A 24,963-nucleotide genomic window follows, 5' to 3' on the forward strand; every position below is an offset into this window, starting at 1 on the left:
TAAAAATGGATAATAAACAAGAAATAAATTTTAAAGAATTAATTAATAAACCGGAATATTTAAGTTATTTAGAACAAGGAAAATATCCAATATTATCAGAACAAAAATATTATATTGATATTCCTTGAATTATTGCTAATAGAAAAGCGGCTCCGTTAACTATTGGACAAGGCTTAATGTTTAATTGTGATAATGATGATACACAAGAGTGAATAGAAGAATGATATGAAAAAAACTATGTTTATTCTAAACTATATCAAAATGAATTAGCAAATAGTTTATATGGTCGTAGTGTAATGTATTTATTAAAAACAGAGACTGGCGATTTAACTATTGATGTTGCTCCAATTGGTTCAAATGTTCGGATTGCTAAATATTCAGAAATAGAACAATATGCTGAAATGTGAATATTACCTGCTCAATCTGATTATATGTGATATCAAAGAGTACAATTTTATCCTAGAAAAGCAAAAATAACTTACTATACAGCAAAAGATTTAGAAATTGGAATTTGACAACTGGATGGGTTAAGATAAATTGGACAACAATAATGTGGAGTAAGGATTATAATTAAATTAATAAATGGAGGTGTAATTATGGCAAAGAATCATTATACCGATGAATTTAAACAACAAATTGTTAGTCTTTATAAAACAGGTAAAACAGCAAAACAATTGTCCAGTGACTATCAGGTCGGTAAATCAACAGTTTGAAAATGAATTTATGAATTCAATAATTCTGGTTCATTTAAAGCAAAAGATAATCGAAGCCCAGAAGAAAATGAACTAATTCATCTAAGAAAAGAAATTAAACAATTACGAATGGAAAATGATATTTTAAAGCAAGCCACACTGATAATAGGCAAAAAATAGTAATTATTAAAAACAACAAAGAAAAATATGCAATTACTAATTTATGCAAAACACTAAAAGTTCCTAGATCAACGTTTTATTATCAATTGAAATCAAATAATCCTAAATCAAACCATACTATTGATAATGCTGTTATCAGTATTTTCTTAAAAAGTCGTAAAAATTATGGCACAAGAAAAATTAAAGTTATGTTAGCACAACAAAATATTTTATTATCACGAATAAAAATTAGTAAAATAATGCAAAGATATAACTTAATTTCCAATTATACAAAACTTAAATATAAACATCAAAGTAACAAAAACGCTATATACAAATATCATAATTTGTTAAATCAAGAATTTAATAATTATAAACTACATGAAGTTGTTGTCAGTGATTTAACACAAGTTGCTATCAATAGCAAATGATATTATGTGTGCTTTCTAATTGATTTATTTAATCGTGAAGTTATTGGTTATGATGTTAGTTCTCATAAAGATGCCAAATTAGTTGAAAATACTTTTAAAAAGCTTAGTTTTTCTTTAGATAATATTAAAATATTTCATACTGATCAAGGCAGCGAATTTAATAACAATATCATTTACAATCTTTTAGCTAAAAACAATGTTGCAAAATCTTATAGTAAACCAGGCTGTCCTTATGATAATGCTGTTTCTGAATCAACCTATAAAATTTTAAAAACAGAATTAATTAAAAACAGAAAATTTAAAAATATTGAACAATTTAAATTAGAATTATTTGACTATGTTAATTGATACAATAATGTACGAATTCACAGCAAATTAAATTATTTAACACCAATTGAATATAAAAATCTTTACTCTACATAAAATTTGTCCAAAAAACCCTTGCCATTCCAAACTTACGGTGAATTAGAAAGTAAACTAAGACCAGTTTCTACAATGGAATATGATACTGGAATAGATATATTACCTATTGTTGAATTTATTAATTTACCTAAATTAGTTCAGGGTACAAAAACAACAGTAGATAATGTTCCTGATTGTTTATCTGTCTTTAATTTAATTAAAGATGTACAAGATAATATTTACTATAAAAGAATTGAAAGAATTATTAATCGTACTCATTTTGTCGGACGAAAAGATACTACTCACTCGCTTGTTGACAACGGTAAAGGCGATGAAGAATTAGTGAGTGCTGATGCTATTATTACTAGTACAGTTCAAGCTTATTCAAATATGACTGGTACTAGTGGAGTTGGATTAATTCATGCTCAACAAAATTATACTGAAATTACTATTGATAGTGATTATTCAATGACTATGATTTATAAAGGAGCAGGTTATGACTATGATGAATTTGGATCTGTTAACTATACTAATAAAACACAATCATTAATGAATGGTAAAAATGATTTACAAACAACTAAAAATAAAAGAGAATTAAGATTACCAAAATTATATCGATTATTTGATTATATATTTAGACATTATAAAAAATGAGATAACTTAAATGATAACAATCCTAATAATGATAATGTTAGACCTTATACAATAGAATTTATTGATATAGATATTGTTGATGATATTACACAATCAGATGTTTTTGATAAAAGAATTAATAATAGAACTATTACTCATGTTGAGGCAATTCATAAACAAGATAAGGTGACAAATAAAAAAGCACGAATGATGTTTGAAGAAATTAAAACAGAACAAAAAGAACAATTGGAGCAAGAAATGAGTTATATTGATGATGATAATCAAACAAGAGAAGAAGATATCAAAGGAGATATACAATAATGCAAGTACCTAATATTAATAGTATTTTTAAAAACTTAAATGAGCGAATAATGGATAATAGTGTTCGATCTGATTTAACTAAATTAGAACTTGATATTAAAAGTAATTATTTCTTTTTTCCATTTATTATTGGAATGGCAAGGGTTTTTTGGACAAATTTTATGTAGAGTAAAGATTTTTATATTCAATTGGTGTTAAATAATTTAATTTGCTGTGAATTCGTACATTATTGTATCAATTAACATAGTCAAATAATTCTAATTTAAATTGTTCAATATTTTTAAATTTTCTGTTTTTAATTAATTCTGTTTTTAAAATTTTATAGGTTGATTCAGAAACAGCATTATCATAAGGACAGCCTGGTTTACTATAAGATTTTGCAACATTGTTTTTAGCTAAAAGATTGTAAATGATATTGTTATTAAATTCGCTGCCTTGATCAGTATGAAATATTTTAATATTATCTAAAGAAAAACTAAGCTTTTTAAAAGTATTTTCAACTAATTTGGCATCTTTATGAGAACTAACATCATAACCAATAACTTCACGATTAAATAAATCAATTAGAAAGCACACATAATATCATTTGCTATTGATAGCAACTTGTGTTAAATCACTGACAACAACTTCATGTAGTTTATAATTATTAAATTCTTGATTTAACAAATTATGATATTTGTATGTAGCGTTTTTGTTACTTTGATGTTTATATTTAAGTTTTGTATAATTGGAAATTAAGTTATATCTTTGCATTATTTTACTAATTTTTATTCGTGATAATAAAATATTTTGTTGTGCTAACATAACTTTAATTTTTCTTGTACCATAATTTTTACGACTTTTTAAGAAAATACTGATAACAGCATTATCAATAGTATGGTTTGATTTAGGATTATTTGATTTCAATTGATAATAAAACGTTGATCTAGGAACTTTTAGTGTTTTGCATAAATTAGTAATTGCATATTTTTCTTTGTTGTTTTTAATAATTACTATTTTTTGCCTATTATCAGTGTGGCTTGCTTTAAAATATCATTTTCCATTCGTAATTGTTTAATTTCTTTTCTTAGATGAATTAGTTCATTTTCTTCTGGGCTTCGATTATCTTTTGCTTTAAATGAACCAGAATTATTGAATTCATAAATTCATTTTCAAACTGTTGATTTACCGACCTGATAGTCACTGGACAATTGTTTTGCTGTTTTACCTGTTTTATAAAGACTAACAATTTGTTGTTTAAATTCATCGGTATAATGATTCTTTGCCATAATTACACCTCCATTTATTAATTTAATTATAATCCTTACTCCACATTATTGTTGTCCAATTTATCTTAACCCATCCATATTAAAACTGGTTTAGTAAATATTACTGATAAAGGTTTTCAACCTAATAATGGAGTACCACAAAACTTTACTCAAATGTCGCAAATATTTACTGGGAAAGAGGGAATTATAGCACAATGAAAAAATGCAATTAAAATTAGATCTAGACATATCCCTGATATTTGAAATTATGATTTTTTCCAAAAAGAAAAAGATTGATTTACTTATTCTATTGATGATTTTAAAAAGAGCTTAACAGATAAAATAAGTTATTTTAATAATGGTGAATTAAATTATTTATGAAATGAAAAAGATCAAATATTTACTAATTCAGAAATTAATCAAAATTTTAGTGTTGATGATGTTTGAAATTGAATTAATTCAGATGAATATTTAAATTATAATGTTTATGTTATAAATTTACAAAAAATTAATAAAGCATTAGATAATTTTGCTATTAAAAGAAAATTTAAAGGTGATGCTTATAAATGTCATATTGTTAATATTAATGATACTGTTGAGTTTTCTAAATTAGGTGGTGAAGAATATTTTGGTGAATATACTGCTTGATATCTTGATCGTTCTATTACAATTGAAACTACTTATAATTTTCAAAGAGAAGATTTTTTAAGATTTTATTTAGTTCCTTTACAATCTGATAAAGAAGATGTTGACGATAATTTATTAATGTTTATATCAAATGCGGTAGTATACATTATTTTGAGGTTTTTAATAAAATTAAGTAATTAGAAACAAATTAAGTTTCGCTTATAATTAAATGATAACAAAATTTATAAAAAATTCAACTTTTTTAAAAACATAATTTTTATTTGAATAAATAATTTATAAATTTATGAATTTTGATACACTAAAAAATACTTTTTAAAGTTATTACTAATTTTAAAGGGTTTTTTATTTGCATTATTCATCAGATAGTACCTTTATTAAAAATGATATTATTAGTTGTTAAACCGAAAAAATATAATAAATCACAGAAAGGAAATTATAAAAATTAACTAGTTTGTAGGGCAAAATAGGTTAATTTTTAATTTTAAAGATACTATCTGATGAATAATGCAAATAAAAAAATCGCTCTAATAAGCGATTAATTTAATTTGTATTTAATTACTTTATTTATATTTTTTATAAAACCTCAACTTTTTTCTTACTACCTCAAATGCTCAACCAAAATATAATGACTTAAATGAATTAGTATATTGAAATATTACTTTTAGTTATGTTAAAGATTATATTAATACTACTGGACAAACCATTCAACAATTCGTACAATTTTCAGCACCAGGTGAAGGTTATGTTATTCCTAAAATAATATGAGATGATTTAGGAATTCCAAAAGATTATGAAATTAATGAAAAATTTATTGGGGATAATGGCATTAAAAGTATTCAATTAACATTATTAGGTAATAATGGATTTACTGCCCCAGTTATTTTTGGTCGCCCTATTGAAAATTTAGGTAAATGAAATGAAAAAGTATATCCACAACGAAGATTATTTATTGATGATTTAAAAATGCCAGTAGCAGATAGTTTAACTAAATCATCTAAACCATTAACAACTTATTTATTAACTAATGGAATACCTGCTGTAAATGGACAGTATGATAATTGATTAAAAAGAAAACAAGGTCAATCTAACCAAGAGGTTAAAAAGAATTATGAGGGATACTTAAATACTGATAGAAAATTAACCCAAGCAACTAATCCAAATAATTTAACTGTTAAAGATGTTGCTTTAAATTATAAAAGTAATGCTGTAATTAATAAAGATTATGATGTTAGAGCAAATGGTTATTTTAAATATAATGAAGCAATAGGACATAATACTATTAATCCAAGTAAAAACCGTGGGCAATTAAAAGATATGTTAAATTTATTTAGTATTATGGTTAATCATATTATTAGTTTACCAATAGATATTACAGAAAGTATTGCATGAACACAAAGAGATATACCGATTGTTGGTAAATTTTTGAATGCAATAAGTTTAGGAATTCAGATTTATTGAAAAACAATAGATAATAATACTAATAATTTATATCCAAATATTAATAATGGAATACCTTTATTTATTGGTAAAGCAAATTATACATTTTATGATGAAAGTTATTGACCTATTGTTGATAGTGAAGCAAAAGCAAAAAATCAAGGTAATATCCCCCTAGATGTTTTTAGATATAATACACAAGATGAGGTAAATGACATTATTGGGGCTAGTGCAAGTAATACAAGTTGAGCATTTACTTTAACAGATAAAATAACAGCATCAAGATGAGATAAAAAAACAAAACAAGAAATAAGTAAACAAAATTGAATTAGTAGTGTTTTTATTCCTGAAAGTTATAAAGATGATGATAAAGATTATTTATTTTTAATGAATGAAGAAAGTATATCATTACCAACCATTTTAAAAGAAGATGAAGTAAAAACTGATATTATTGGTAGTGGGCGATATATTATTGATGCAGTTGGTTTTTATAATTTAGGTAAAACCGCTGTAAGAATATATATGTTTTCAGATGATATTGATAATTTTGATCCGTATTCAATTATGAGTTATTTTGTTAGTTTACAAACAACAAGTTTATATAATAATTCAGTAAGAGATTGATTAACTCTTTATTCACTTAGTTATTTAGACCAGTTTATAGATGATGATATCATACACGAATGACCTGTTAAATTACCTGACCCACCACCAAGTATTAATTTCTATCCAGTAACTGTTGATTTTAAAAAATCTAATACTACCATTGATGTTTCAGCAGAAGATAATTTACAAGGTGGTACAAAAGATGAAAAACCATATTCACAAGATATTTTATTATTTGATTTTGGAATATTTGGAGCGACAGAACGAAAACAAGTGCAAGATAATTATGATAATTTTAAATTTTTAAATACTGGAATAATAAAAATAAGTTCTAATAGTGTTGATCCCTCTTTTAATTGACAAGAACCATTAGCAACTGAAAGACAGATAAAAATTGAGGAAATAAATCAAAGTGGATTTACTGTTTTTAATTATTTAAAAGATTATCAATATCCTTTTGAAAAATATAAAGATGGTTATCATTTTAAAACACAAATTATATTTTACAATGAGGGTGTTAAATTAAAAATGAAAATTTTATATGAATTAAGTATCAAAGGTAAACAATCAATTAATAATACAAGAATAGTAAAAGGACATTTTAATGCCTATACAGATAGTCTAGGATTTATTAATTTAAAACAAAAATAGGGTTTTATCCCTATTTTTTAAATAATAATATTTCCATCATTATCAATTTTAGGTATATCATTATTGGTTGGCTCGTTATTACTTAGTCATTGATAAACATTTTTAAAATATTTTTTCTTTTCTTGCCCCCATGTATAAGGAAATTTTTTATCCTCTTTTTTAACTCATAAAACTAAACCAGTATTAAACCTTTTTCCTTCATTTAAAATGATATCATATTCATTAGAATTATAAATTGTGTTTGGTTTTTTTCTATTTTGAAATTTAACAACATTTCATTTAGTATTATCTCCTCTTGCAATAACAAAATATCATTTATTATCTTCAGTATGAAATGCATTATTTGAAGAACACATTTCTTTTAAATTACCAATAATTTTATTTTCACATTTTGGTTCTTTACCGCAACTTACTACTCCTAGTGTGCTTGTTCCTATTAAACTGATTGCACCTAATATACTTAATAATCTTTTCATTAGACTTCTTGCGATACCCTTTTTTATTAAAATATTATTATAAAATATAATTTATGAGGACATAAAAATATGAACAATAATAAATTTAATACTCTTAATGATAGAAAATGATTAAGATTAACAGGAATAAAAAAATCCACTTTTAATAAAATGTTAGATATTTTAAAAGTTGCTTAAATAGAAAAATTTAAAAAAGGTGGTAAAACTAATAAATTATCATTAGAAAATAGATTATTGATGACTTTATTATATTGACGAGAATATCAGACTTATTTTCATCTTGGTAAAAGTTTTGATATTAGTGAGGCTAATTGTTATCGTAATATTAAGTGAATTGAAGATATTTTAATTAAAAACTCTGATTTTCAACAACTTGCTGGTAAAAAAGCACTAATAAATGATTATTTTAATGATAAAACTATTATTATTGATGCTACCGAAACTCCAATCCAACGCCCAAAAAAAGACAAAAACAATCTTATTCTGGTAAAAAGAAAAAACACACGATCAAAACACAAGTAATTATCGAACAAGAAACCAAAAAAATTATTGCAACAAGTTTTTCGCTCGGAAAAAAACATGATTATGCTTTATTTAAAGAATCAAAAATCCCAATTTTAAAAAATACCAAATTAATAGTTGATAGTGGTTATCAAGGAATACAAAAAAATCACAATAATGTTCTAATACCTACAAAGAAAACAAAGAAAAACCCTTTAAACAAAGAACAAAAGCAATATAATAGACTAGTTTCAAAAATGAGAATTATTATTGAAAATATTTTTGCTATTCTTAAAAAATTTAAAATTATTACAGAAAAATATCGTAATCGAAGAAAAAGATTTGGTTTAAGATTTAATTTAATTGCCTCAATTTATAATTTACAATTATTATATTTAACATAAAATATTTATTTAAAATTAAATAATTTAAATAATAAATTAATTTTTCGTTGTGGAAAAATATTAAATTTTTAAATAAAAAACATAATTAATTAAAATTATATTTTTCTATTAGTATCTTTTTTACAAATATTTGCAATTTTTTAACAAGTAATGAAAGAAGTCTAATGTTATTTTATCCAAATAAAATCTTTTTAGATTGTTTTTTTCCATTAGGAATTATGGGACCAATTTTAACATTAATTTTTCCAAGTAAACAACCAACATTGTTAGAATGAAGTTATTATGTTTTTTATTTTGGTCATACTTTTACTTTATTTGGTTTTATGTATGTTTATTTATATGGATTAACAAATTATCAGTTTTCACGAAAAGCAATTCAAACTAGTTTTATCACCGGAATTATTTAACCAATATTTTGGTGAAAATTATATTGTTGGTGATATTGCATGAGCATTAGGATTAAAAGATTTAGCACGACCATGACAGTTCTTAATTAGTTTTATTTTAGGAATCCCAATCATTGGATTAGGACTATTACTAATTTATTTATTTAAACCAATTTATCACCACCAAACAAAAATTAGGGTACATGATACATGATGAGAATTATTATTAAAAAAAATAAAACTGCATCATAACAAAAAAACTAGGGAAGAAAACACCTAGTTTTTATTAAAGGTTTTAACCTTCATATTTTAAATAACGTTGTCAAAAGACGGGAGCTAAGCTCCGTAATGAAAGTGGAATGACAATTTGCATAATTGGATAAGTAAAAATAAAACTATGAATAAAGTTATAAACAATTGAATATAATCAATTTGTATAATCAGGTCAAACCGAATCAGGGAATAACGTTGTTCAAATTAAAGCTCCCACTAAAACTTGTGAGACATAAATCAAACTAATAATGCTAAAACAAATAATAATATAATTGATATATGTAATATATTTTTTATCATTATTAACTTTAAAACGCATAAATCCAGCAATCATTGGCACAATCATTGGAATGAAATAATCTAGTAAATATGATCAGGGTGAAACAATAAATCCTGATGGAATAAATAACAAGGACATTAATGCGCTAATTGCTCCCGTAATAAATCCAGCTAAAGCTGAATGAATAAAAGCAATGATTGTTAGGGGAATATATTTTAATGCAATACTGCCACCATGTGGTAAATTTGGAAGCATAGTTTCTAAAAACGCTAAGACAAGGGTTACAGCAGCAAACATTGCAATAATCACAAAATCAAATGTTTTTCATTTTCAAATTCCTAAATTAATTAAAAATCGTTTTTTCTTGCTTGCTTTTGCAAAAAGAACATCACTAATCTTAACTTCATAACTATAAATAATAATATTACTAATTAAATTAATAATATTAAGACTAATAAAATTTAAAATAATAAATTGCATTTTATAATTAATATATTCTTCATAGGTTGTTAATCAAGTACTAATCGTATATATAATACTAAACATTAAACCAAAGACACAAATTGCAATAAAAAAAACTCATAGACTTTTAAAGTTTTGATCATGTTCTAAATGCAAAATTGTGCTTAATGTTGTTAGTGGTAAAACACTAAGCGTGATTAAAAAACCTAAATATAAACCAATTGGAATAAAAATTGTTAACTTATTGTATCATAAAACAATTCGTTGTTGTTTTACAGTACATTTAAAAATTGGTTTTTGCTCCATATATAAAAAAATCTCCTTACACAAATAACTTTATAATTAACATCTGTGAAAATGAGGATCAAACTAAATTTATTAAATTAATAAATAATGAATTTGAACTCCCTCCGCTAGTTTTAACTAGATCAGGTTCTAAGAGTATTTCTCAAACTTATTAGAAATAATAAGCTACCTCTGTCAATTATATTATTATCATAACATTGTAAGAAAAAACTGCAAGAAATTTTGGAATTTATTATATAATATATAGTAGAAGTTAGAGGAAGAGATATGTTTAAGTGATTTAAAAGAAAGAAAAAACAGGATATAATCGTTAATTTAGCTGCAGCTAGTAGTTTTGATGATGACATTGAAGCAGCAAGCGGCATTGATTTTAGAGAAAGCTTTGTTGCATCAACACCAACCGTGGTAGTGATGGAAGATAATTTAGAACCTAGCATCAAACCAAATGTTGATCAAAAAAATGTTAAAAATATTCATAATCTTGTTCAAAATGCACGTAGTCAAATAAATAAATATAAAGAAGAAAACAATGTTAATGAACATGAAAACTTATTAGAACGATTAGAACGTTTAAAAAACCTTCGTGATAGTTCACAATCAAAACCAAGTGAATTTCAACAAATGTTAAATCAAATTAAAGAACGTAATTTTAATGACCGGATGGCTTATATTATGGATCGAATTAAAGTTTCACATCGAGATGATAATAAATTGGAATTAAATCAGAATGGTGAACCAAAAGAAAAAACAAGATCAAAGCAAGCAAAAAAAGATAATATTGCAATTACTGGTAATAAAAAAGAAATTACTAAAATTAAACAAAAATTAGCCCAAGAAGATTATGCTGTTGTAAAGCAAAATAATGATTTTACGATTACATTATCTGTTGAACAATTTCAACATATTGTTCGTGATACTGTTGAAGATGTTTTGGTTGATTTAGGAATTAAAAATAAAGATGAATAATTATTCTTTCTTTTTCATTTTGGGTAAAGTTAACAAAAAAATAAGTGATGGGGGCAACGATAATGAAAATAGCGTTATTTGGGGGTAGTTTTGATCCATTTCATACCGATCATTTGGCCATAATTAAATTAGTTAAAGCTAAAACAGACATTGATCAAGTGTGAATTATTCCAACAAATCAAAATCCTTTTAAAACACGAAAATTATCTCCTGTTAGAGACCGATTAGCAATGATTAAATTAGTAGTTAGCAAACTATCATATGTTAAAATTAATTTAATTGAATTAGAAAATACAAAACCTAGTACAACTTATAATACTGTTTTAAAGTTACACCAGCAATTTCCAACGTATCAGTTTTATTTTATGATTGGTTCAGATCAATTACAAACGTTAGGAAAATGGAATAATATTGCTGAATTAATAAAAATGCAAACATTTATCATTTTTCAACGAAATGAGCAAATTAAACAAACTATTTTACAACAATATCAAGCACTTTTGATTCCTTTTACTAATAATTTGCATTTATCTTCAACAATGTTACGGGGAGGAGAAAAGGTTGCTTTACAGTTACCAGCAATTACAAATTATGTTAATAATAATTTATTATATTTGCCAGAACGATTAGGACAAAAGATGGATCCTGAACGTTATCAACATTGTTTAAATGTTGGTAAAAAAGCACAAGAATTAGCATTACGATATGGGTTAGATCCTCACAAAGCGTTAATTGCCGGAACTTATCATGACATTACAAAACAGTGACCAAAAGAGAAACAAGAAGCTTATTTAGAAAAATATTTACCAAGTTTTTTAACAGAACCAGTTCCAACTTGACATTCGTATACAGGATATTGTTATTTAAAATATGATCTTCTTTTTACCGATAAAGAAATTTTGTCCGCAATAAAATGACATAACGTTGGTCATCCTCAAATGACTTTATTTGAAATGATAATTTTTATTGCGGATAAAATTAGTGCGGAACGAAATTATCCTGGTGTTGAAAGTTATCGCGCTTTAGCACAACAAGACTTAACAAAAGCATTTCAAGCATTATTAACAATGCAATTTGACCGTGCCGTAATGCAAACTGGTCTTGCTCATTTAGGAAGAAAACTTAAATTAACTTATCAAGAATGAAAGCGAGGAAAATAATCTAATGAATTTAGTTATTAGTGCGATGGAAGCTGAATTAGCTTCAACAATAACAGCCTTACAGCCAACTGAAATTATTAAATATGATAATATTAAATTGTATCAAAAAGGAACATGATTATTTGCAATTAGTAAAATTGGCTTAGTGAATGCGGCGATGAGTTTAACAGCCTTAATTAATGATTATGCTATTAAAACAATTTATAATGTTGGTACGGTGGGGAGCTTAAAAAAAACAATGCCACTGTTAACGATTTTGTTGATTTCCGAAGCATATTATACTTTTGCTGATACACAAGCATTTGGATATGCAATTGGTCAAATTCCTGGTGAAGTAAGTAGTTATCAAAGTGATCAAACGTTATTAACGTTAGCTAAAACAAAAATATTAGATCCTCAGCAAGCTGTTTTGGGAAGCAGTGATATTTTTATCGATAAAGCAGAATATTTTAACCATATTAAAACAAAATTTAAAGACAAAATTGATGTTGTTGATATGGAAGGGGTTGCTTTTTTTCAAGTTGCAGCAAAGCATCATTTACCAATGATTAGCATTAAAATTGTTAGTGATTATTTGGAATTAAATGGCGATAGTGCAAATAGCCAATTTGAAAAAAATTTACCCTATGCTAGTCTGTTAATTCGTGATGTAATTATGAAATTTTTAAAAGATTAAACAATAGTAAGAAAAAAAGTTGTTTTTGATAAAAATGTCAAACAAAAGAAGACCTTCTGAAAAGATGTCATAGATATATAATTCTTAACAATAACATATAAATGGAAAAAATTTTAATTTTTTATGGAAAAATATTTGAATTATATTTTTTTATTAACTAACACAACGGGAGAAAAGAAAAAATTGACAATATTAAAATTAAAAATATAATATAAATATGTATCAAAGAAGAAAGGAAAAATAATAAATGAAAAAAATATTATCTTTTTTAAGTATTTTTAGTTTAACAATAAGTGGAACAAGTAATATTATTGCTTTCAATGATAGTAAAGATTTAGAATTTACAGATAAAGAATTATTTGATTTTAGAACAAAAGATATTCTAAGTAATGAATATGTGGATGTTTATAAAAATATAAAAGATAAGTATCCAAATATGAATATTGAAATTATAAAAGAAAAACAAAAAATGGTAGAATTGCATGAAGTAATAACATTGGTTTGTCTACTACTAAAATAAAGTTTAATGGTGATGGTGGAGAAACTTTTGGAAATCAATAGACTTCTTGCATTACTTGTTAAAAAATTGCAAATATTTGTAAAAAAGATACTAATAGAAAAATATAATTTTAATTAATTATGTTTTTTATTTAAAAATTTAATATTTTTCCACAACGAAAAATTAATTTATTATTTAAATTATTTAATTTTAAATAAATATTTTATGTTAAATATAATAATTGTAAATTATAAATTGAGGCAATTAAATTAAATCTTAAACCAAATCTTTTTCTTCGATTACGATATTTTTCTGTAATAATTTTAAATTTTTTAAGAATAGCAAAAATATTTTCAATAATAATTCTCATTTTTGAAACTATTCTATTATATTGCTTTTGTTCTTTGTTTAAAGGGTTTTTCTTTGTTTTCTTTGTAGGTATTAGAACATTATTGTGATTTTTTTGTATTCCTTGATAACCACTATCAACTATTAATTTGGTATTTTTTAAAATTGGGATTTTTAATTCTTTAAATAAAGCATAATCATGTTTTTTTCCGAGCGAAAAACTTGTTGCAATAATTTTTTTGGTTTCTTGTTCGATAATTACTTGTGTTTTGATCGTGTGTTTTTTCTTTTTACCAGAATAAGATTGTTTTTGTCTTTTTTTGGGCGTTGGATTGGAGTTTCGGTAGCATCAATAATAATAGTTTTATCATTAAAATAATCATTTATTAGTGCTTTTTTACCAGCAAGTTGTTGAAAATCAGAGTTTTTAATTAAAATATCTTCAATTCACTTAATATTACGATAAAAATTAGCCTCACTAATATCAAAACTTTTACCAAGATGAAAATAAGTCTGATATTCTCGTCAATATAATAAAGTCATCAATAATCTATTTTCTAATGATAATTTATTAGTTTTACCACCTTTTTTAAATTTTTCTATTTCAGCAACTTTTAAAATATCTAACATTTTATTAAAAGTGGATTTTTTTATTCCTGTTAATCTTAACCATTCTCTATCATTAAGAGTATTAAATTTATTATTGTTCATATTTTTATGTCCTCATAAATTATATTTTATAATAATATTTTAATAAAAAAGGGTATCGCAAGAAGTCTAATATAAAAAATTACAGATTGATTTAGAGTTTAAAAAAAATAGTAAAAAAGGAATATATATAAGCAATTTAAGCGTTGTAAATGATTTTTAATATATATAATCTAAATTAGAATAAAAAAACATTTATTCAAATGTTTGATGTATTCAAACCAAAATAAATGGTTTCTCGTCAAGAAACTTTAAATATAGGTAAATGCTTTTTTATTTTTGTTTTAGAAAGGAAAATAAAAAATGAATGTAAATGTAAATGCACATAATCGTTTAACAGGAGAAAATTTATATAGACCTTATATAGATAATAGTAATTTTGTTAATCAAAAATATTATGTTAAAAAAGTATATTATGGACCTTATATTAAAACGATTGTATTACCCTTAGAATGTATTAATAAATTTGGAAAAGGAAATCCCACAGGTATTAAAAATACTGGTGAAAATGAAACTAAACTATTAAATAGTCGTGTTCGTTCCCAAGCAAATTGTATTCGTAAAGCAATTCATAATTTTAGTGGTTGTAAAAATATGGGTTTTACAACTTTAACCTATGCTGAAAATATGCAAGATATTAAAAAAGCAAATTACCATTTTAAATTATTTATTAAAAAAATAAAATATCATTTTTCTAAATACAAAAAGAATAAATATGAAAACTTAAAATATTTAGTTGCTTATGAATATCAATATCGGGGAGCAGTTCATTTTCATATTATATTTAGTGAGTATATCCTTAATAAAATAATAAGAAAATATTGACCTTATGGATATAATAAAAATTAACCAGTTAAAAATGGTACTAATGAGTTTGTTAGTAAATATGTTGCAAAATATGTTGTAAAAGCATACAGTCAAGAAAAATCAAAAAATATTTATGACTTAAATACCAAAGCATATCGTTTTAGTTCAAATTGTACTGACCCAATTGTTAAGGTTGGTGTTATTGAAATGTGTGAAATGGAATTAATAGCTTCATTAAAAGGTACAAAGCATAATTTTATGTTTAATAATAAAGATGGTTATTTAATGGGTGTAAGCATTGATAGTGATTGACATAATAGACTTCTTGCGATACCCTTTTTATTAAAATATTATTATAAAATATAATTTATGAGGACATAAAAATATGAACAATAATAAATTTAATACTCTTAATGATAGAGAATGGTTAAGATTAACAGGAATAAAAAAATCCACTTTTAATAAAATGTTAGATATTTTAAAAGTTGCTGAAATAGAAAAATTTAAAAAAGGTGGTAAAACTAATAAATTATCATTAGAAAATAGATTATTGATGACTTTATTATATTGACGAGAATATCAGACTTATTTTCATCTTGGTAAAAGTTTTTATATTAGTGAGGCTAATTGTTATCGTAATATTAAGTGAATTGAAGATATTTTAATTAAAAACTCTGATTTTCAACAACTTGCTGGTAAAAAAGCACTAATAAATGATTATTTTAATGATAAAACTATTATTATTGATGCTACCGAAACTCCAATCCAACGCCCAAAAAAAGACAAAAACAATCTTATTCTGGTAAAAAGAAAAAACACACGATCAAAACACAAGTAATTATCGAACAAGAAACCAAAAAAATTATTGCAACAAGTTTTTCGCTCGGAAAAAAACATGATTATGCTTTATTTAAAGAATCAAAAATCCCAATTTTAAAAAATACCAAATTAATAGTTGATAGTGGTTATCAAGGAATACAAAAAAATCACAATAATGTTCTAATACCTACAAAGAAAACAAAGAAAAACCCTTTAAACAAAGAACAAAAGCAATATAATAGACTAGTTTCAAAAATGAGAATTATTATTGAAAATATTTTTGCTATTCTTAAAAAATTTAAAATTATTACAGAAAAATATCGTAATCGAAGAAAAAGATTTGGTTTAAGATTTAATTTAATTGCCTCAATTTATAATTTACAATTATTATATTTAACATAAAATATTTATTTAAAATTAAATAATTTAAATAATAAATTAATTTTTCGTTGTGGAAAAATATTAAATTTTTAAATAAAAAACATAATTAATTAAAATTATATTTTTCTATTAGTATCTTTTTTACAAATATTTGCAATTTTTTAACAAGTAATGCAAGAAGTCTAATATATGTTTTTTGCAAAAAACATGTCTATAAAATTTTTTCTTCTTAATTGTAAATATTTTTTTAATTTTTCTTCAGAACTTAAATATTCACCAATAATTTTATATCCTTGGTCAGGACTACCATTATCTTTTAATAATTTTGATAAATTTTTAATTTCAGAATTATTAACTATTTTTTCAATGTTAAGGTTTATCTTTTGTTTTTCTAAATCTTTATTGTGTGTATTAATAATAAACAAATTATCAAAATCTCAATTAAGTTCTTTTATTAATTTTGGGCTATGGGTTGTAATAGTAATATTTTTCCCATTAGCAACTAATTTATTAATTTCTTTAGCAATAATAGTTATTAAAGATGGATGACAAAACTTTTCGGGTTCATCAATATAAATATCAGTTTTATTAGATAACTTTAATAAATTTATTATTAAATATGTTCCCATACCAGAACTCATTTCTTTTATTAAAGTAGTATCTAAATTTAATAATTTTGATAAAGTTATTTTATAATTTGTATCATTTTTTATTAAATTATCAGTTTTTAAAATGGGAATATATCTTTTAATATTAGAAATTATATTTTTATCCTTCAATTTACTATTAATTTCACTAGCTTTTGCATTAACAACATTATTAAAAGTATTAATTTCTTCTGTTAAAGATGGTAAAAGTAGCTCATTTATTATAATATCCATTGATGTTGTATTATTTTTGGTTGATTCTTTAAAATCGTTTTCTCACACGATTTCTGTTGGAATTAAAATACTATTTTCTTGTTCTTTCTTTTCTTGTTCTAATAAATAACTTTTCCCACAACCATTAGGACCAACATAAATATTTAAAGTTCCTTTTTTCATCTTTTTCTCCTTATAAATTTATTATTTGCAAATATTATACCATTATTTAAAACACTTATTTTATAAGGGTTTTTCACTGTTTATTTTTAAATTATTGTCTGTGCTGCATTGAGTGTTATTTTCCTGGGGAAATGGCAATAAAGAGTATAAAAAATAATAAATAAATTTATTATTTTTTATAAAATATATTTTACATATTTTATAATTTCAAAAAAGCATAAATTATCAATGTTTTTGTATTTGTAAAATTTATTTTACTTGTAAAATATGTAAAATAATATATAATAAAAATATAGGAGTGATAAAAAAATGCCAATAGAAAGCAAAAATAGTATAAAAAATAAAATATTAGAGCGAGTAGAAAATACTGCTGCTTATTCAAAAGAAAATTTAATAAGAAAAGAAAAAAGAAGAACAACAGATATGATACCCAATATGTATTGTGATAAAAAACTTGTGGAAGCATTTAGACAAGAAGCCGAAAGTAAAAAATGATTATATACAACTTTAATGAATGAAATTCTTAAAGAACGTTATGGAAAGGAAAACAACAACAATGAAGATGATTAGTTTTTGTAACAAAAAAGGTGGGGTAGGGAAAACGACATTATGCAAAAATGTCGCCTATAAATTTGCTTTGGAAAACAAAAAAGTTTTAGTAATTGATTTAGATAGTCAAGGTACCATAACATTAGAATTGCAACAAGATAATACAGATATTAATAAAACAATGGCAAAAATAATTGCTTCTGTTGAAGATATAAGTATTGATAAAATTATTCAGTCAACAAAGTATAAAAATATAGATATTATTGCTTCTAGTGAAAAAGTTAGAAAATCAATCTTTTTAATAAAAGATTTATATGAAGAAAAAGAAAGATATTTAATTGGTGATTTAATTTATAAAATTAATAAAGAAATTTTTGACAATTATGATTATGTGTTGATTGACTATCCACCAACTGTTGATGAATTGAGTTTAAATTTTTTATTAATTAGTGATTTGGTTTTAATTCCAATAAATAGTGGTTTAGGTAGCTATAAAGGTATTGTTGATTTAAAAAATACTTTAAATTATATTACTAATATTGATAAAAGAGATATGCCATTTATTAAATTAGTTTTCAATAATATAAAAGAAAATGAAAATACATCTAATATATTAGAGTGGTTAGCAGAAAAAAAATATACTAATTATTTAATAAAAAATAATATTAGACTTCTTGCATTACTTGTTAAAAAATTGCAAATATTTGTAAAAAAGATACTAATAGAAAAATATAATTTTAATTAATTATGTTTTTTATTTAAAAATTTAATATTTTTCCACAACGAAAAATTAATTTATTATTTAAATTATTTAATTTTAAATAAATATTTTATGTTAAATATAATAATTGTAAATTATAAATTGAGGCAATTAAATTAAATCTTAAACCAAATCTTTTTCTTCGATTACGATATTTTTCTGTAATAATTTTAAATTTTTTAAGAATAGCAAAAATATTTTCAATAATAATTCTCATTTTTGAAACTAGTCTATTATATTGCTTTTGTTCTTTGTTTAAAGGGTTTTTCTTTGTTTTCTTTGTAGGTATTAGAACATTATTGTGATTTTTTTGTATTCCTTGATAACCACTATCAACTATTAATTTGGTATTTTTTAAAATTGGGATTTTTGATTCTTTAAATAAAGCATAATCATGTTTTTTTCCGAGCGAAAAACTTGTTGCAATAATTTTTTTGGTTTCTTGTTCGATAATTACTTGTGTTTTGATCGTGTGTTTTTTCTTTTTACCAGAATAAGATTGTTTTTGTCTTTTTTTGGGCGTTGGATTGGAGTTTCGGTAGCATCAATAATAATAGTTTTATCATTAAAATAATCATTTATTAGTGCTTTTTTACCAGCAAGTTGTTGAAAATCAGAGTTTTTAATTAAAATATCTTCAATTCACTTAATATTACGATAACAATTAGCCTCACTAATATCAAAACTTTTACCAAGATGAAAATAAGTCTGATATTCTCGTCAATATAATAAAGTCATCAATAATCTATTTTCTAATGATAATTTATTAGTTTTACCACCTTTTTTAAATTTTTCTATTTCAGCAACTTTTAAAATATCTAACATTTTATTAAAAGTGGATTTTTTATTCCTGTTAATCTTAACCATTCTCTATCATTAAGAGTATTAAATTTATTAGACTTCTTGCATTACTTACTTGTTAAAAAATTGCAAATATTTGTAAAAAAGATACTAATAGAAAAATATAATTTTAATTAATTATGTTTTTTATTTAAAAATTTAATATTTTTCCACAACGAAAAATTAATTTATTATTTAAATTATTTAATTTTAAATAAATATTTTATGTTAAATATAATAATTGTAAATTATAAATTGAGGCAATTAAATTAAATCTTAAACCAAATCTTTTTCTTCGATTACGATATTTTTCTGTAATAATTTTAAATTTTTTAAGAATAGCAAAAATATTTTCAATAATAATTCTCATTTTTGAAACTAGTCTATTATATTGCTTTTGTTCTTTGTTTAAAGGGTTTTTCTTTGTTTTCTTTGTAGGTATTAGAACATTATTGTGATTTTTTTGTATTCCTTGATAACCACTATCAACTATTAATTTGGTATTTTTTAAAATTGGGATTTTTGATTCTTTAAATAAAGCATAATCATGTTTTTTTCCGAGCGAAAAACTTGTTGCAATAATTTTTTTGGTTTCTTGTTCGATAATTACTTGTGTTTTGATCGTGTGTTTTTTCTTTTTACCAGAATAAGATTGTTTTTGTCTTTTTTTGGGCGTTGGATTGGAGTTTCGGTAGCATCAATAATAATAGTTTTATCATTAAAATAATCATTTATTAGTGCTTTTTTACCAGCAAGTTGTTGAAAATCAGAGTTTTTAATTAAAATATCTTCAATTCACTTAATATTACGATAACAATTAGCCTCACTAATATCAAAACTTTTACCAAGATGAAAATAAGTCTGATATTCTCGTCAATATAATAAAGTCATCAATAATCTATTTTCTAATGATAATTTATTAGTTTTACCACCTTTTTTAAATTTTTCTATTTCAGCAACTTTTAAAATATCTAACATTTTATTAAAAGTGGATTTTTTTATTCATGTTAATCTTAACCATTCTCTATCATTAAGAGTATTAAATTTATTATTGTTCATATTTTTATGTCCTCATAAATTATATTTTATAATAATATTTTAATAAAAAAGGGTATCGCAAGAAGTCTAATGTTTTTATTAGCATATGTTATTTCATTACTAGTGTGGTACTTTGCAATTGATATTATTCTCCATCAGTTTAAGTTTGTTATTAATTTACCATTAAATTGACAAACACCAGTTTAAGTTGGGGTTATTATTAGTGTAATTTTAGTTTTATTATGACTATTATCAATGTATTTGGTAAAAAAACGGAAACTAAATGAACTAACAGAATAAAATAGGTTATAATGTAATTATAAAATTTCAGATTAAATCGTTGAATTATGAGTAGTACTTTCTAACTTAAGGCACAGAGAAGTTATGGGTGGTGGAAATAACTGCTTAGGTGGTTAGGAATTCACCTAAGGAGAGCTGCTAATCCCAGCCGGATTATTATTTTTATAATAATTCGTTACCTGTAATTAAGGCTAATTTATTAGTAAAGAAAGGATGGTACCGTAAGTAATTACTCCTTGTTTATATTTTGATATAAGCAAGGTTTTTTGTTACTTAATAATCATTCAAAAGAAAGGAAAAAACCATGGAAAAAGAATTAGAATTATTATTCACCACAGCAACTGAAAAAATTAACGCCGCAACAACGACGGCTGAATTAGCGGCGTTACAATTAGAATATCTCGGGAAAAAATCAATTTTAAATGAACTTTTAAAGAAAATGAAAGATATTAGTCATGAAGAGCGTTTAACGGTTGGCAAACGAGCAAATGTTATTAAAACAACATTAACAGAATTATGTAAAGCAAAGAAAAGCGAATTAGAAAATGTGATGGCGATGGCAATGTTTGAACAAGAAAAAATTGATTTGTCATTACCCGGATATAATTTAACATTAGCAACAAAACATCCGTTAAACCAAGTTATTGATGAAATTTCACAATTATTTCAAGAGTTAGGTTATGATATTGTTTTTGGAACCGAAGTTGAAGATGATGAATATAACTTTCAACGTTTAAATTTACCAATTGGTCATCCAGCACGTGATATGCAAGATACCTTTTATATTACGAAGAATACTTTATTACGAACACATTGCACAAATATGACAGCACGTGCAATTTCGCAAATGAAAAGAAAAGATGAAATTGTCGCAATGATTTCAACAGGGAATACTTATCGACGTGATGATGATGATGCAACACATTCGCACCAATTTATGCAAGTGGATGGTTTTTTAATTGCTCCGCACACTAGTTTTGCTAATTTAAAATGAACAATTCAATACTTTTGTCAAAGAATGTTCGGTGAAAATACTAAGATTCGTTTACGACCAAGTTTCTTCCCTTTTACCGAACCTTCGGTTGAAGTGGATGTTACTTGTGTTAATTGCCATGGTCAAGGTTGCTCAATTTGCAAACAAACAGGATGAATTGAAATTATGGGGGCTGGAATGATTAATCCGTTGGTTTATCAAGCTTGCGGTCAAGACCCAGATTTAACTGGGTTTGCCTTTGGGATTGGGATTGAACGAATTGCAATGATTAAATATGGGATTGATGATATTCGTCGGTTTTATACAAATGATGTTCGCTTTTTAGAACAGTTTAAGAAATTTGATTAGGAGGTCCATGATGATTATTACAAGAAAATGATTAAATAAATATATTGATTTTGAAGATATTACTAATGATGAAATTGCTGCGGCATTAAATAGTTTAGGGTTTGAGGTTGAACGCACTCATAATTTTGATCGTAATAGTAACGTTGTTTGTGGTCGCATTCAAGTTGTAAATGAAATTCCTGACACGCATTTAAAATTTTGCTTAGTTGATACAGCACAAGAATTAGTTGATCCAATTGTTTGCGGGGCTAAAAATCCAACTGAAAATGGTTATGCTGTTGTTGCAAAACCAGGAGCTGCTTTAGCAAATGGGATGAAAATTGAACCACGCCAAATTAAAGGATACGCTTCGGAAGGAATGTTGTGTTCGTTAAGTGAATTAGGTATTTCTGAGAAGTATTTAACAGACCAAGAAAAAGATGAAATTATTTTAAGTTTTAATGAAAAAGAAGTTTCTTATGACATGATTGGAGCTGATGATGTTTTAGTAAAAATTGGTTTAACAGATTATTTATTTGAAATTGATTTAACCTTAAATCGAAGTGATTGTTTAAGTGCTTATGAATTGGCCCGTGAATTGGCTCGTTATTTTAATCGTGAATTATATCCGTTAGAACTTGAATCAACAGAGAATTTAAAAGAATATCAAAATCCATTAAAAGTGACGTTAGATTCAACTGCTGTAGAATCAGCCATTAGTGTTAATGTCAAGTTGACAGCAGAACAAACACCATTAAAACTGGCGGAACGAGTATGATTAAAAATTAATGAATATAAATCAGATGTTACTGATCCATTGGGAGATTTAGTAATTAAAACAACGTTAGAAACAGGACAACCATTATTAATTTATGATTTTAATAAAATTAAAGGAACTTTAGAAATTACTGATAATTATGAAAATGACACTTTTGCAATTAAAAAAGGTGATTTAGTTGTTGTTGATGGTGATGAATTTGTTGAATTAATTGGGGTGCGGGTAAATCCAACGTATGCTGTTAGTGCCAAGACTGTTGAAATTACTGTTTTAGCATTACATTTAAATCATATCGTTATGCGTCAACAACAACAAAAAGTTGGGATTAGTAATATTAATTTACAACGTTATATTAAACCACTTAGTTATGCTACAGTTGGGTTAGGACTATCACGTTATTTATACTTGTTAAAAATTAATGGTTTTTTAGAAGAATTATCTGCTTTAAATTTTATTAAAGAATATAAAAAAGCAGTTGAACCAATTAGTATTAGCTTAACTGAAATTAACGAGTTAATTGGCCATAATTTTCAGTTAGGAGATATTAAAACTTTATTAGAACCATTAGCGTTTCGCTTACAAGAAACAGGGGAAAAACTATTAGTAACTCCGCCCGTAACAAGAACTGATATTTTTCAAAAAGCAGATTTAATTGAAGAAATTGCGCGTTTGTTTGGTTATGATCAAATTACACCACAGCCACCAATTCTTCCTAACATAGCAAAAGCAAAACGCCCCCATGAAAAAACAATGAAGAATTTTGAAACATTTTTGTTAAATAATGGTTTTTATCAAGCAAAAACTTATGCTTTAGTTAGTACAAAGGAAATTGAAAATTTTAACTTTTTTGGTTATCAAAAACCATACCATTTATTATCACCATTATCCCAAGAACACGAAGTAATGCGTTTAAGTTTAACAAATAGTTTATTAGAAAGTATTGCTTATAACAATGCCCACAATAATAAAAATATAAAATTATTTACGGTTGAAAAAATTTATGCCAATGATGGGGAAAATTATTATCATGGGGCATTTGTTAGTCAAACAGAAATTGTCCAAAATAAAGCAACTGGCGAGCAATTAACAAATTCATATTATTATATGAAAAGTTTACTAGAAGCTTATCTTGAAAGTGAACAAATTGATTTAAATATGTTAACTTATCAACCAGCACCAGCAAATAATGTTTATCATCCATATCAAACAAGTGAAGTTTGATTAGAGAAACAATTATTAGCGGTGGTTGGTGTGGTTCATCTCGTTTATAGTAAAGAACATGATTTAAAATCACCAGTTTATTTTGGTGAAATTAATTTTGAAGTAATTTTTAATTATTTGGCAAAAAAAAGAACTTTCTTTGCTGATCTTTATAAGTTTACCCCAAGTAGTCGTGATATTTCAATTTGAGTTCCAAACGAATTAAACTATCAAGATATTAAAGCAACAATTTTAACAGAAGTAAAAGATGTTGTTACAATGGAAGTGATTGACCAATATTTTGATGAAAAAACAATGCCAAATCATCGTGCTTTAACAATTAGTTTTACTTTTAATAATATGATAAAACAATTAACAGAAGCAGATGTTAATCAACAATTTGATAAAATTAAAGCTAATTTAGCAACGTTAAAATTACAAATTCGTTAAAAAAA

32 protein-coding genes and 1 riboswitch are annotated in these 24,963 nt (G+C 24.4%); of the genes, 21 read left to right on the plus strand and 11 right to left on the minus strand.

Annotated elements, in window-relative coordinates; genetic code table 4:
• Positions 1–5: 5 nt before the first annotated feature.
• The 5 genes from MSROBK_RS03930 (at position 6) to MSROBK_RS03950 (ending at position 2,805) form a co-directional block, all read left to right on the plus strand.
• Positions 6–536, plus strand: coding sequence for a hypothetical protein (locus MSROBK_RS03930; RefSeq protein WP_105628910.1), 531 nt, complete (start codon positions 6–8; stop codon positions 534–536).
• Positions 537–596: 60 nt separating this feature from the next.
• A complete protein-coding gene (locus MSROBK_RS03935; protein ID WP_040092565.1) occupies positions 597–872 on the plus strand; it encodes an IS3 family transposase in 276 nt (91 codons plus the stop codon).
• Between the two features lie 32 nt (positions 873–904).
• A complete protein-coding gene (locus tag MSROBK_RS03940; RefSeq protein WP_242441467.1) occupies positions 905–1,705 on the plus strand; it encodes an IS3 family transposase in 801 nt (266 codons plus the stop codon).
• A gap of 72 nt (positions 1,706–1,777) precedes the next feature.
• Complete coding sequence (locus MSROBK_RS03945; protein ID WP_040093213.1) at positions 1,778–2,638, plus strand: hypothetical protein; 861 nt, start codon at positions 1,778–1,780, stop codon at positions 2,636–2,638.
• On the plus strand, positions 2,638–2,805 hold the full coding sequence (locus tag MSROBK_RS03950) for a hypothetical protein (protein ID WP_157944229.1): 168 nt from the start codon (positions 2,638–2,640) through the stop codon (positions 2,803–2,805). The genes MSROBK_RS03945 and MSROBK_RS03950 overlap by 1 nt, the downstream gene beginning before the upstream one ends.
• Here MSROBK_RS03950 and MSROBK_RS03955 read toward each other — a convergent pair.
• Positions 2,798–3,688, minus strand: a complete 891-nt coding sequence (locus MSROBK_RS03955; RefSeq protein ID WP_206750579.1) for an IS3 family transposase — start codon at positions 3,686–3,688, stop codon at positions 2,798–2,800. The two genes, MSROBK_RS03950 and MSROBK_RS03955, sit on opposite strands and share 8 nt — an antisense overlap.
• Positions 3,631–3,906, minus strand: a complete 276-nt coding sequence (locus tag MSROBK_RS03960) for an IS3 family transposase (protein ID WP_040092565.1) — start codon at positions 3,904–3,906, stop codon at positions 3,631–3,633. Before MSROBK_RS03960 ends, MSROBK_RS03955 begins: the two co-directional genes overlap by 58 nt.
• 153 nt (positions 3,907–4,059) lie before the next feature.
• Here MSROBK_RS03960 and MSROBK_RS03965 point away from each other — a divergent pair, with 153 nt between their 5' ends.
• Entirely contained in the window at positions 4,060–4,713 is a 654-nt protein-coding gene (locus MSROBK_RS03965) for a hypothetical protein (protein WP_040093217.1), read from the plus strand.
• A gap of 783 nt (positions 4,714–5,496) precedes the next feature.
• Positions 5,497–7,227 (plus strand): hypothetical protein, encoded by a 1,731-nt coding sequence (locus tag MSROBK_RS03970; protein WP_040093219.1) that lies wholly within the window; start codon positions 5,497–5,499, stop codon positions 7,225–7,227.
• A 17-nt stretch (positions 7,228–7,244) separates the two neighbouring features.
• Here the strand turns inward: MSROBK_RS03970 and MSROBK_RS03975 are convergent, their stop codons facing one another.
• Positions 7,245–7,703: a lipoprotein gene (locus MSROBK_RS03975; protein ID WP_040093220.1), complete on the minus strand. Its 459-nt coding sequence runs from the start codon at positions 7,701–7,703 to the stop codon at positions 7,245–7,247.
• A 237-nt stretch (positions 7,704–7,940) separates the two neighbouring features.
• Here MSROBK_RS03975 and MSROBK_RS13175 point away from each other — a divergent pair, with 237 nt between their 5' ends.
• From MSROBK_RS13175 to MSROBK_RS11490, 3 genes are all read left to right on the plus strand, one after another.
• A complete protein-coding gene (locus MSROBK_RS13175) occupies positions 7,941–8,225 on the plus strand; it encodes a helix-turn-helix domain-containing protein (RefSeq protein ID WP_040093221.1) in 285 nt (94 codons plus the stop codon).
• Positions 8,210–8,608 carry a transposase family protein gene (locus MSROBK_RS13180; RefSeq protein WP_242441474.1) on the plus strand — a complete coding sequence of 133 codons (399 nt, stop codon included), beginning with the start codon at positions 8,210–8,212 and terminating at the stop codon, positions 8,606–8,608. Before MSROBK_RS13175 ends, MSROBK_RS13180 begins: the two co-directional genes overlap by 16 nt.
• 164 nt (positions 8,609–8,772) lie before the next feature.
• Entirely contained in the window at positions 8,773–9,015 is a 243-nt protein-coding gene (locus MSROBK_RS11490; RefSeq protein WP_227991416.1) for a TMEM164 family acyltransferase, read from the plus strand.
• Positions 9,016–9,289: 274 nt separating this feature from the next.
• Here the strand turns inward: MSROBK_RS11490 and MSROBK_RS03990 are convergent, their stop codons facing one another.
• Positions 9,290–10,315, minus strand: a complete 1,026-nt coding sequence (locus tag MSROBK_RS03990) for an energy-coupled thiamine transporter ThiT (protein ID WP_040093223.1) — start codon at positions 10,313–10,315, stop codon at positions 9,290–9,292.
• Positions 10,316–10,397: 82 nt separating this feature from the next.
• Positions 10,398–10,498: riboswitch (TPP riboswitch) on the minus strand.
• A gap of 84 nt (positions 10,499–10,582) precedes the next feature.
• Here MSROBK_RS03990 and MSROBK_RS03995 point away from each other — a divergent pair.
• From MSROBK_RS03995 to MSROBK_RS04010, 4 genes are all read left to right on the plus strand, one after another.
• Entirely contained in the window at positions 10,583–11,281 is a 699-nt protein-coding gene (locus MSROBK_RS03995; protein WP_040093224.1) for a hypothetical protein, read from the plus strand.
• Between the two features lie 62 nt (positions 11,282–11,343).
• Positions 11,344–12,441, plus strand: coding sequence for a nicotinate-nucleotide adenylyltransferase (locus tag MSROBK_RS04000; RefSeq protein WP_040093225.1), 1,098 nt, complete (start codon positions 11,344–11,346; stop codon positions 12,439–12,441).
• A gap of 4 nt (positions 12,442–12,445) precedes the next feature.
• Positions 12,446–13,117, plus strand: coding sequence for a 5'-methylthioadenosine/S-adenosylhomocysteine nucleosidase (gene mtnN / locus MSROBK_RS04005; RefSeq protein WP_040093227.1), 672 nt, complete (start codon positions 12,446–12,448; stop codon positions 13,115–13,117).
• Positions 13,118–13,364: 247 nt separating this feature from the next.
• A complete protein-coding gene (locus MSROBK_RS04010) occupies positions 13,365–13,637 on the plus strand; it encodes a hypothetical protein (RefSeq protein WP_040093228.1) in 273 nt (90 codons plus the stop codon).
• A gap of 202 nt (positions 13,638–13,839) precedes the next feature.
• Here MSROBK_RS04010 and MSROBK_RS13185 read toward each other — a convergent pair whose 3' ends face one another.
• Both MSROBK_RS13185 and MSROBK_RS13190 read right to left on the minus strand, forming a co-directional pair.
• The gene (locus MSROBK_RS13185) at positions 13,840–14,238 is read right to left on the minus strand and encodes a transposase (RefSeq protein WP_416375460.1); all 399 of its coding nucleotides are present in this window, start codon (positions 14,236–14,238) and stop codon (positions 13,840–13,842) included.
• Entirely contained in the window at positions 14,223–14,675 is a 453-nt protein-coding gene (locus tag MSROBK_RS13190) for an IS5 family transposase (RefSeq protein ID WP_040093231.1), read from the minus strand. The genes MSROBK_RS13185 and MSROBK_RS13190 overlap by 16 nt, the downstream gene beginning before the upstream one ends.
• A 300-nt stretch (positions 14,676–14,975) precedes the next feature.
• Here MSROBK_RS13190 and MSROBK_RS04020 point away from each other — a divergent pair, with 300 nt between their 5' ends.
• From MSROBK_RS04020 to MSROBK_RS13200, 3 genes are all read left to right on the plus strand, one after another.
• Positions 14,976–15,521: a rolling circle replication-associated protein gene (locus MSROBK_RS04020; RefSeq protein ID WP_052443474.1), complete on the plus strand. Its 546-nt coding sequence runs from the start codon at positions 14,976–14,978 to the stop codon at positions 15,519–15,521.
• A 343-nt stretch (positions 15,522–15,864) separates the two neighbouring features.
• Positions 15,865–16,317 carry an IS5 family transposase gene (locus MSROBK_RS13195; protein WP_040093233.1) on the plus strand — a complete coding sequence of 151 codons (453 nt, stop codon included), beginning with the start codon at positions 15,865–15,867 and terminating at the stop codon, positions 16,315–16,317.
• Complete coding sequence (locus tag MSROBK_RS13200) at positions 16,302–16,700, plus strand: transposase family protein (RefSeq protein ID WP_242441474.1); 399 nt, start codon at positions 16,302–16,304, stop codon at positions 16,698–16,700. Before MSROBK_RS13195 ends, MSROBK_RS13200 begins: the two co-directional genes overlap by 16 nt.
• 161 nt (positions 16,701–16,861) lie before the next feature.
• On the opposite strand, the gene MSROBK_RS04030 is transcribed toward MSROBK_RS13200, so the two are convergent.
• Positions 16,862–17,722 (minus strand): AAA family ATPase, encoded by an 861-nt coding sequence (locus tag MSROBK_RS04030; protein WP_040093234.1) that lies wholly within the window; start codon positions 17,720–17,722, stop codon positions 16,862–16,864.
• Between the two features lie 309 nt (positions 17,723–18,031).
• On the opposite strand from MSROBK_RS04030, the gene MSROBK_RS04035 reads away from it, so the two are divergent.
• The gene (locus tag MSROBK_RS04035; protein WP_040093235.1) at positions 18,032–18,292 is read left to right on the plus strand and encodes a hypothetical protein; all 261 of its coding nucleotides are present in this window, start codon (positions 18,032–18,034) and stop codon (positions 18,290–18,292) included.
• Positions 18,279–19,016 carry a ParA family protein gene (locus tag MSROBK_RS04040; protein ID WP_040093237.1) on the plus strand — a complete coding sequence of 246 codons (738 nt, stop codon included), beginning with the start codon at positions 18,279–18,281 and terminating at the stop codon, positions 19,014–19,016. Before MSROBK_RS04035 ends, MSROBK_RS04040 begins: the two co-directional genes overlap by 14 nt.
• 85 nt (positions 19,017–19,101) lie before the next feature.
• On the opposite strand, the gene MSROBK_RS13205 is transcribed toward MSROBK_RS04040, so the two are convergent.
• The 4 genes from MSROBK_RS13205 to MSROBK_RS13220 form a co-directional block, all read right to left on the minus strand.
• Positions 19,102–19,500: a transposase family protein gene (locus tag MSROBK_RS13205; RefSeq protein ID WP_242441474.1), complete on the minus strand. Its 399-nt coding sequence runs from the start codon at positions 19,498–19,500 to the stop codon at positions 19,102–19,104.
• Complete coding sequence (locus tag MSROBK_RS13210; protein WP_416375019.1) at positions 19,485–19,898, minus strand: transposase family protein; 414 nt, start codon at positions 19,896–19,898, stop codon at positions 19,485–19,487. Before MSROBK_RS13210 ends, MSROBK_RS13205 begins: the two co-directional genes overlap by 16 nt.
• 196 nt (positions 19,899–20,094) lie before the next feature.
• Positions 20,095–20,493 carry a transposase family protein gene (locus MSROBK_RS13215; RefSeq protein WP_242441474.1) on the minus strand — a complete coding sequence of 133 codons (399 nt, stop codon included), beginning with the start codon at positions 20,491–20,493 and terminating at the stop codon, positions 20,095–20,097.
• Complete coding sequence (locus MSROBK_RS13220; RefSeq protein ID WP_040093239.1) at positions 20,478–20,930, minus strand: IS5 family transposase; 453 nt, start codon at positions 20,928–20,930, stop codon at positions 20,478–20,480. Before MSROBK_RS13220 ends, MSROBK_RS13215 begins: the two co-directional genes overlap by 16 nt.
• A gap of 583 nt (positions 20,931–21,513) precedes the next feature.
• Between MSROBK_RS13220 and pheS the strand changes: the two genes are divergently transcribed.
• Both pheS and pheT read left to right on the plus strand, forming a co-directional pair.
• Positions 21,514–22,551, plus strand: coding sequence for a phenylalanine--tRNA ligase subunit alpha (gene pheS, locus MSROBK_RS04055; protein WP_040093240.1), 1,038 nt, complete (start codon positions 21,514–21,516; stop codon positions 22,549–22,551).
• Between the two features lie 7 nt (positions 22,552–22,558).
• Positions 22,559–24,958, plus strand: a complete 2,400-nt coding sequence (gene pheT / locus MSROBK_RS04060) for a phenylalanine--tRNA ligase subunit beta (RefSeq protein WP_227991421.1) — start codon at positions 22,559–22,561, stop codon at positions 24,956–24,958.
• The last annotated feature ends 5 nt before the right edge of the window (positions 24,959–24,963 follow it).

Source organism: Spiroplasma poulsonii, assembly GCF_009866525.1.
Lineage (GTDB): Bacteria > Bacillota_I > Bacilli_A > Mycoplasmatales > Mycoplasmataceae > Spiroplasma > Spiroplasma poulsonii.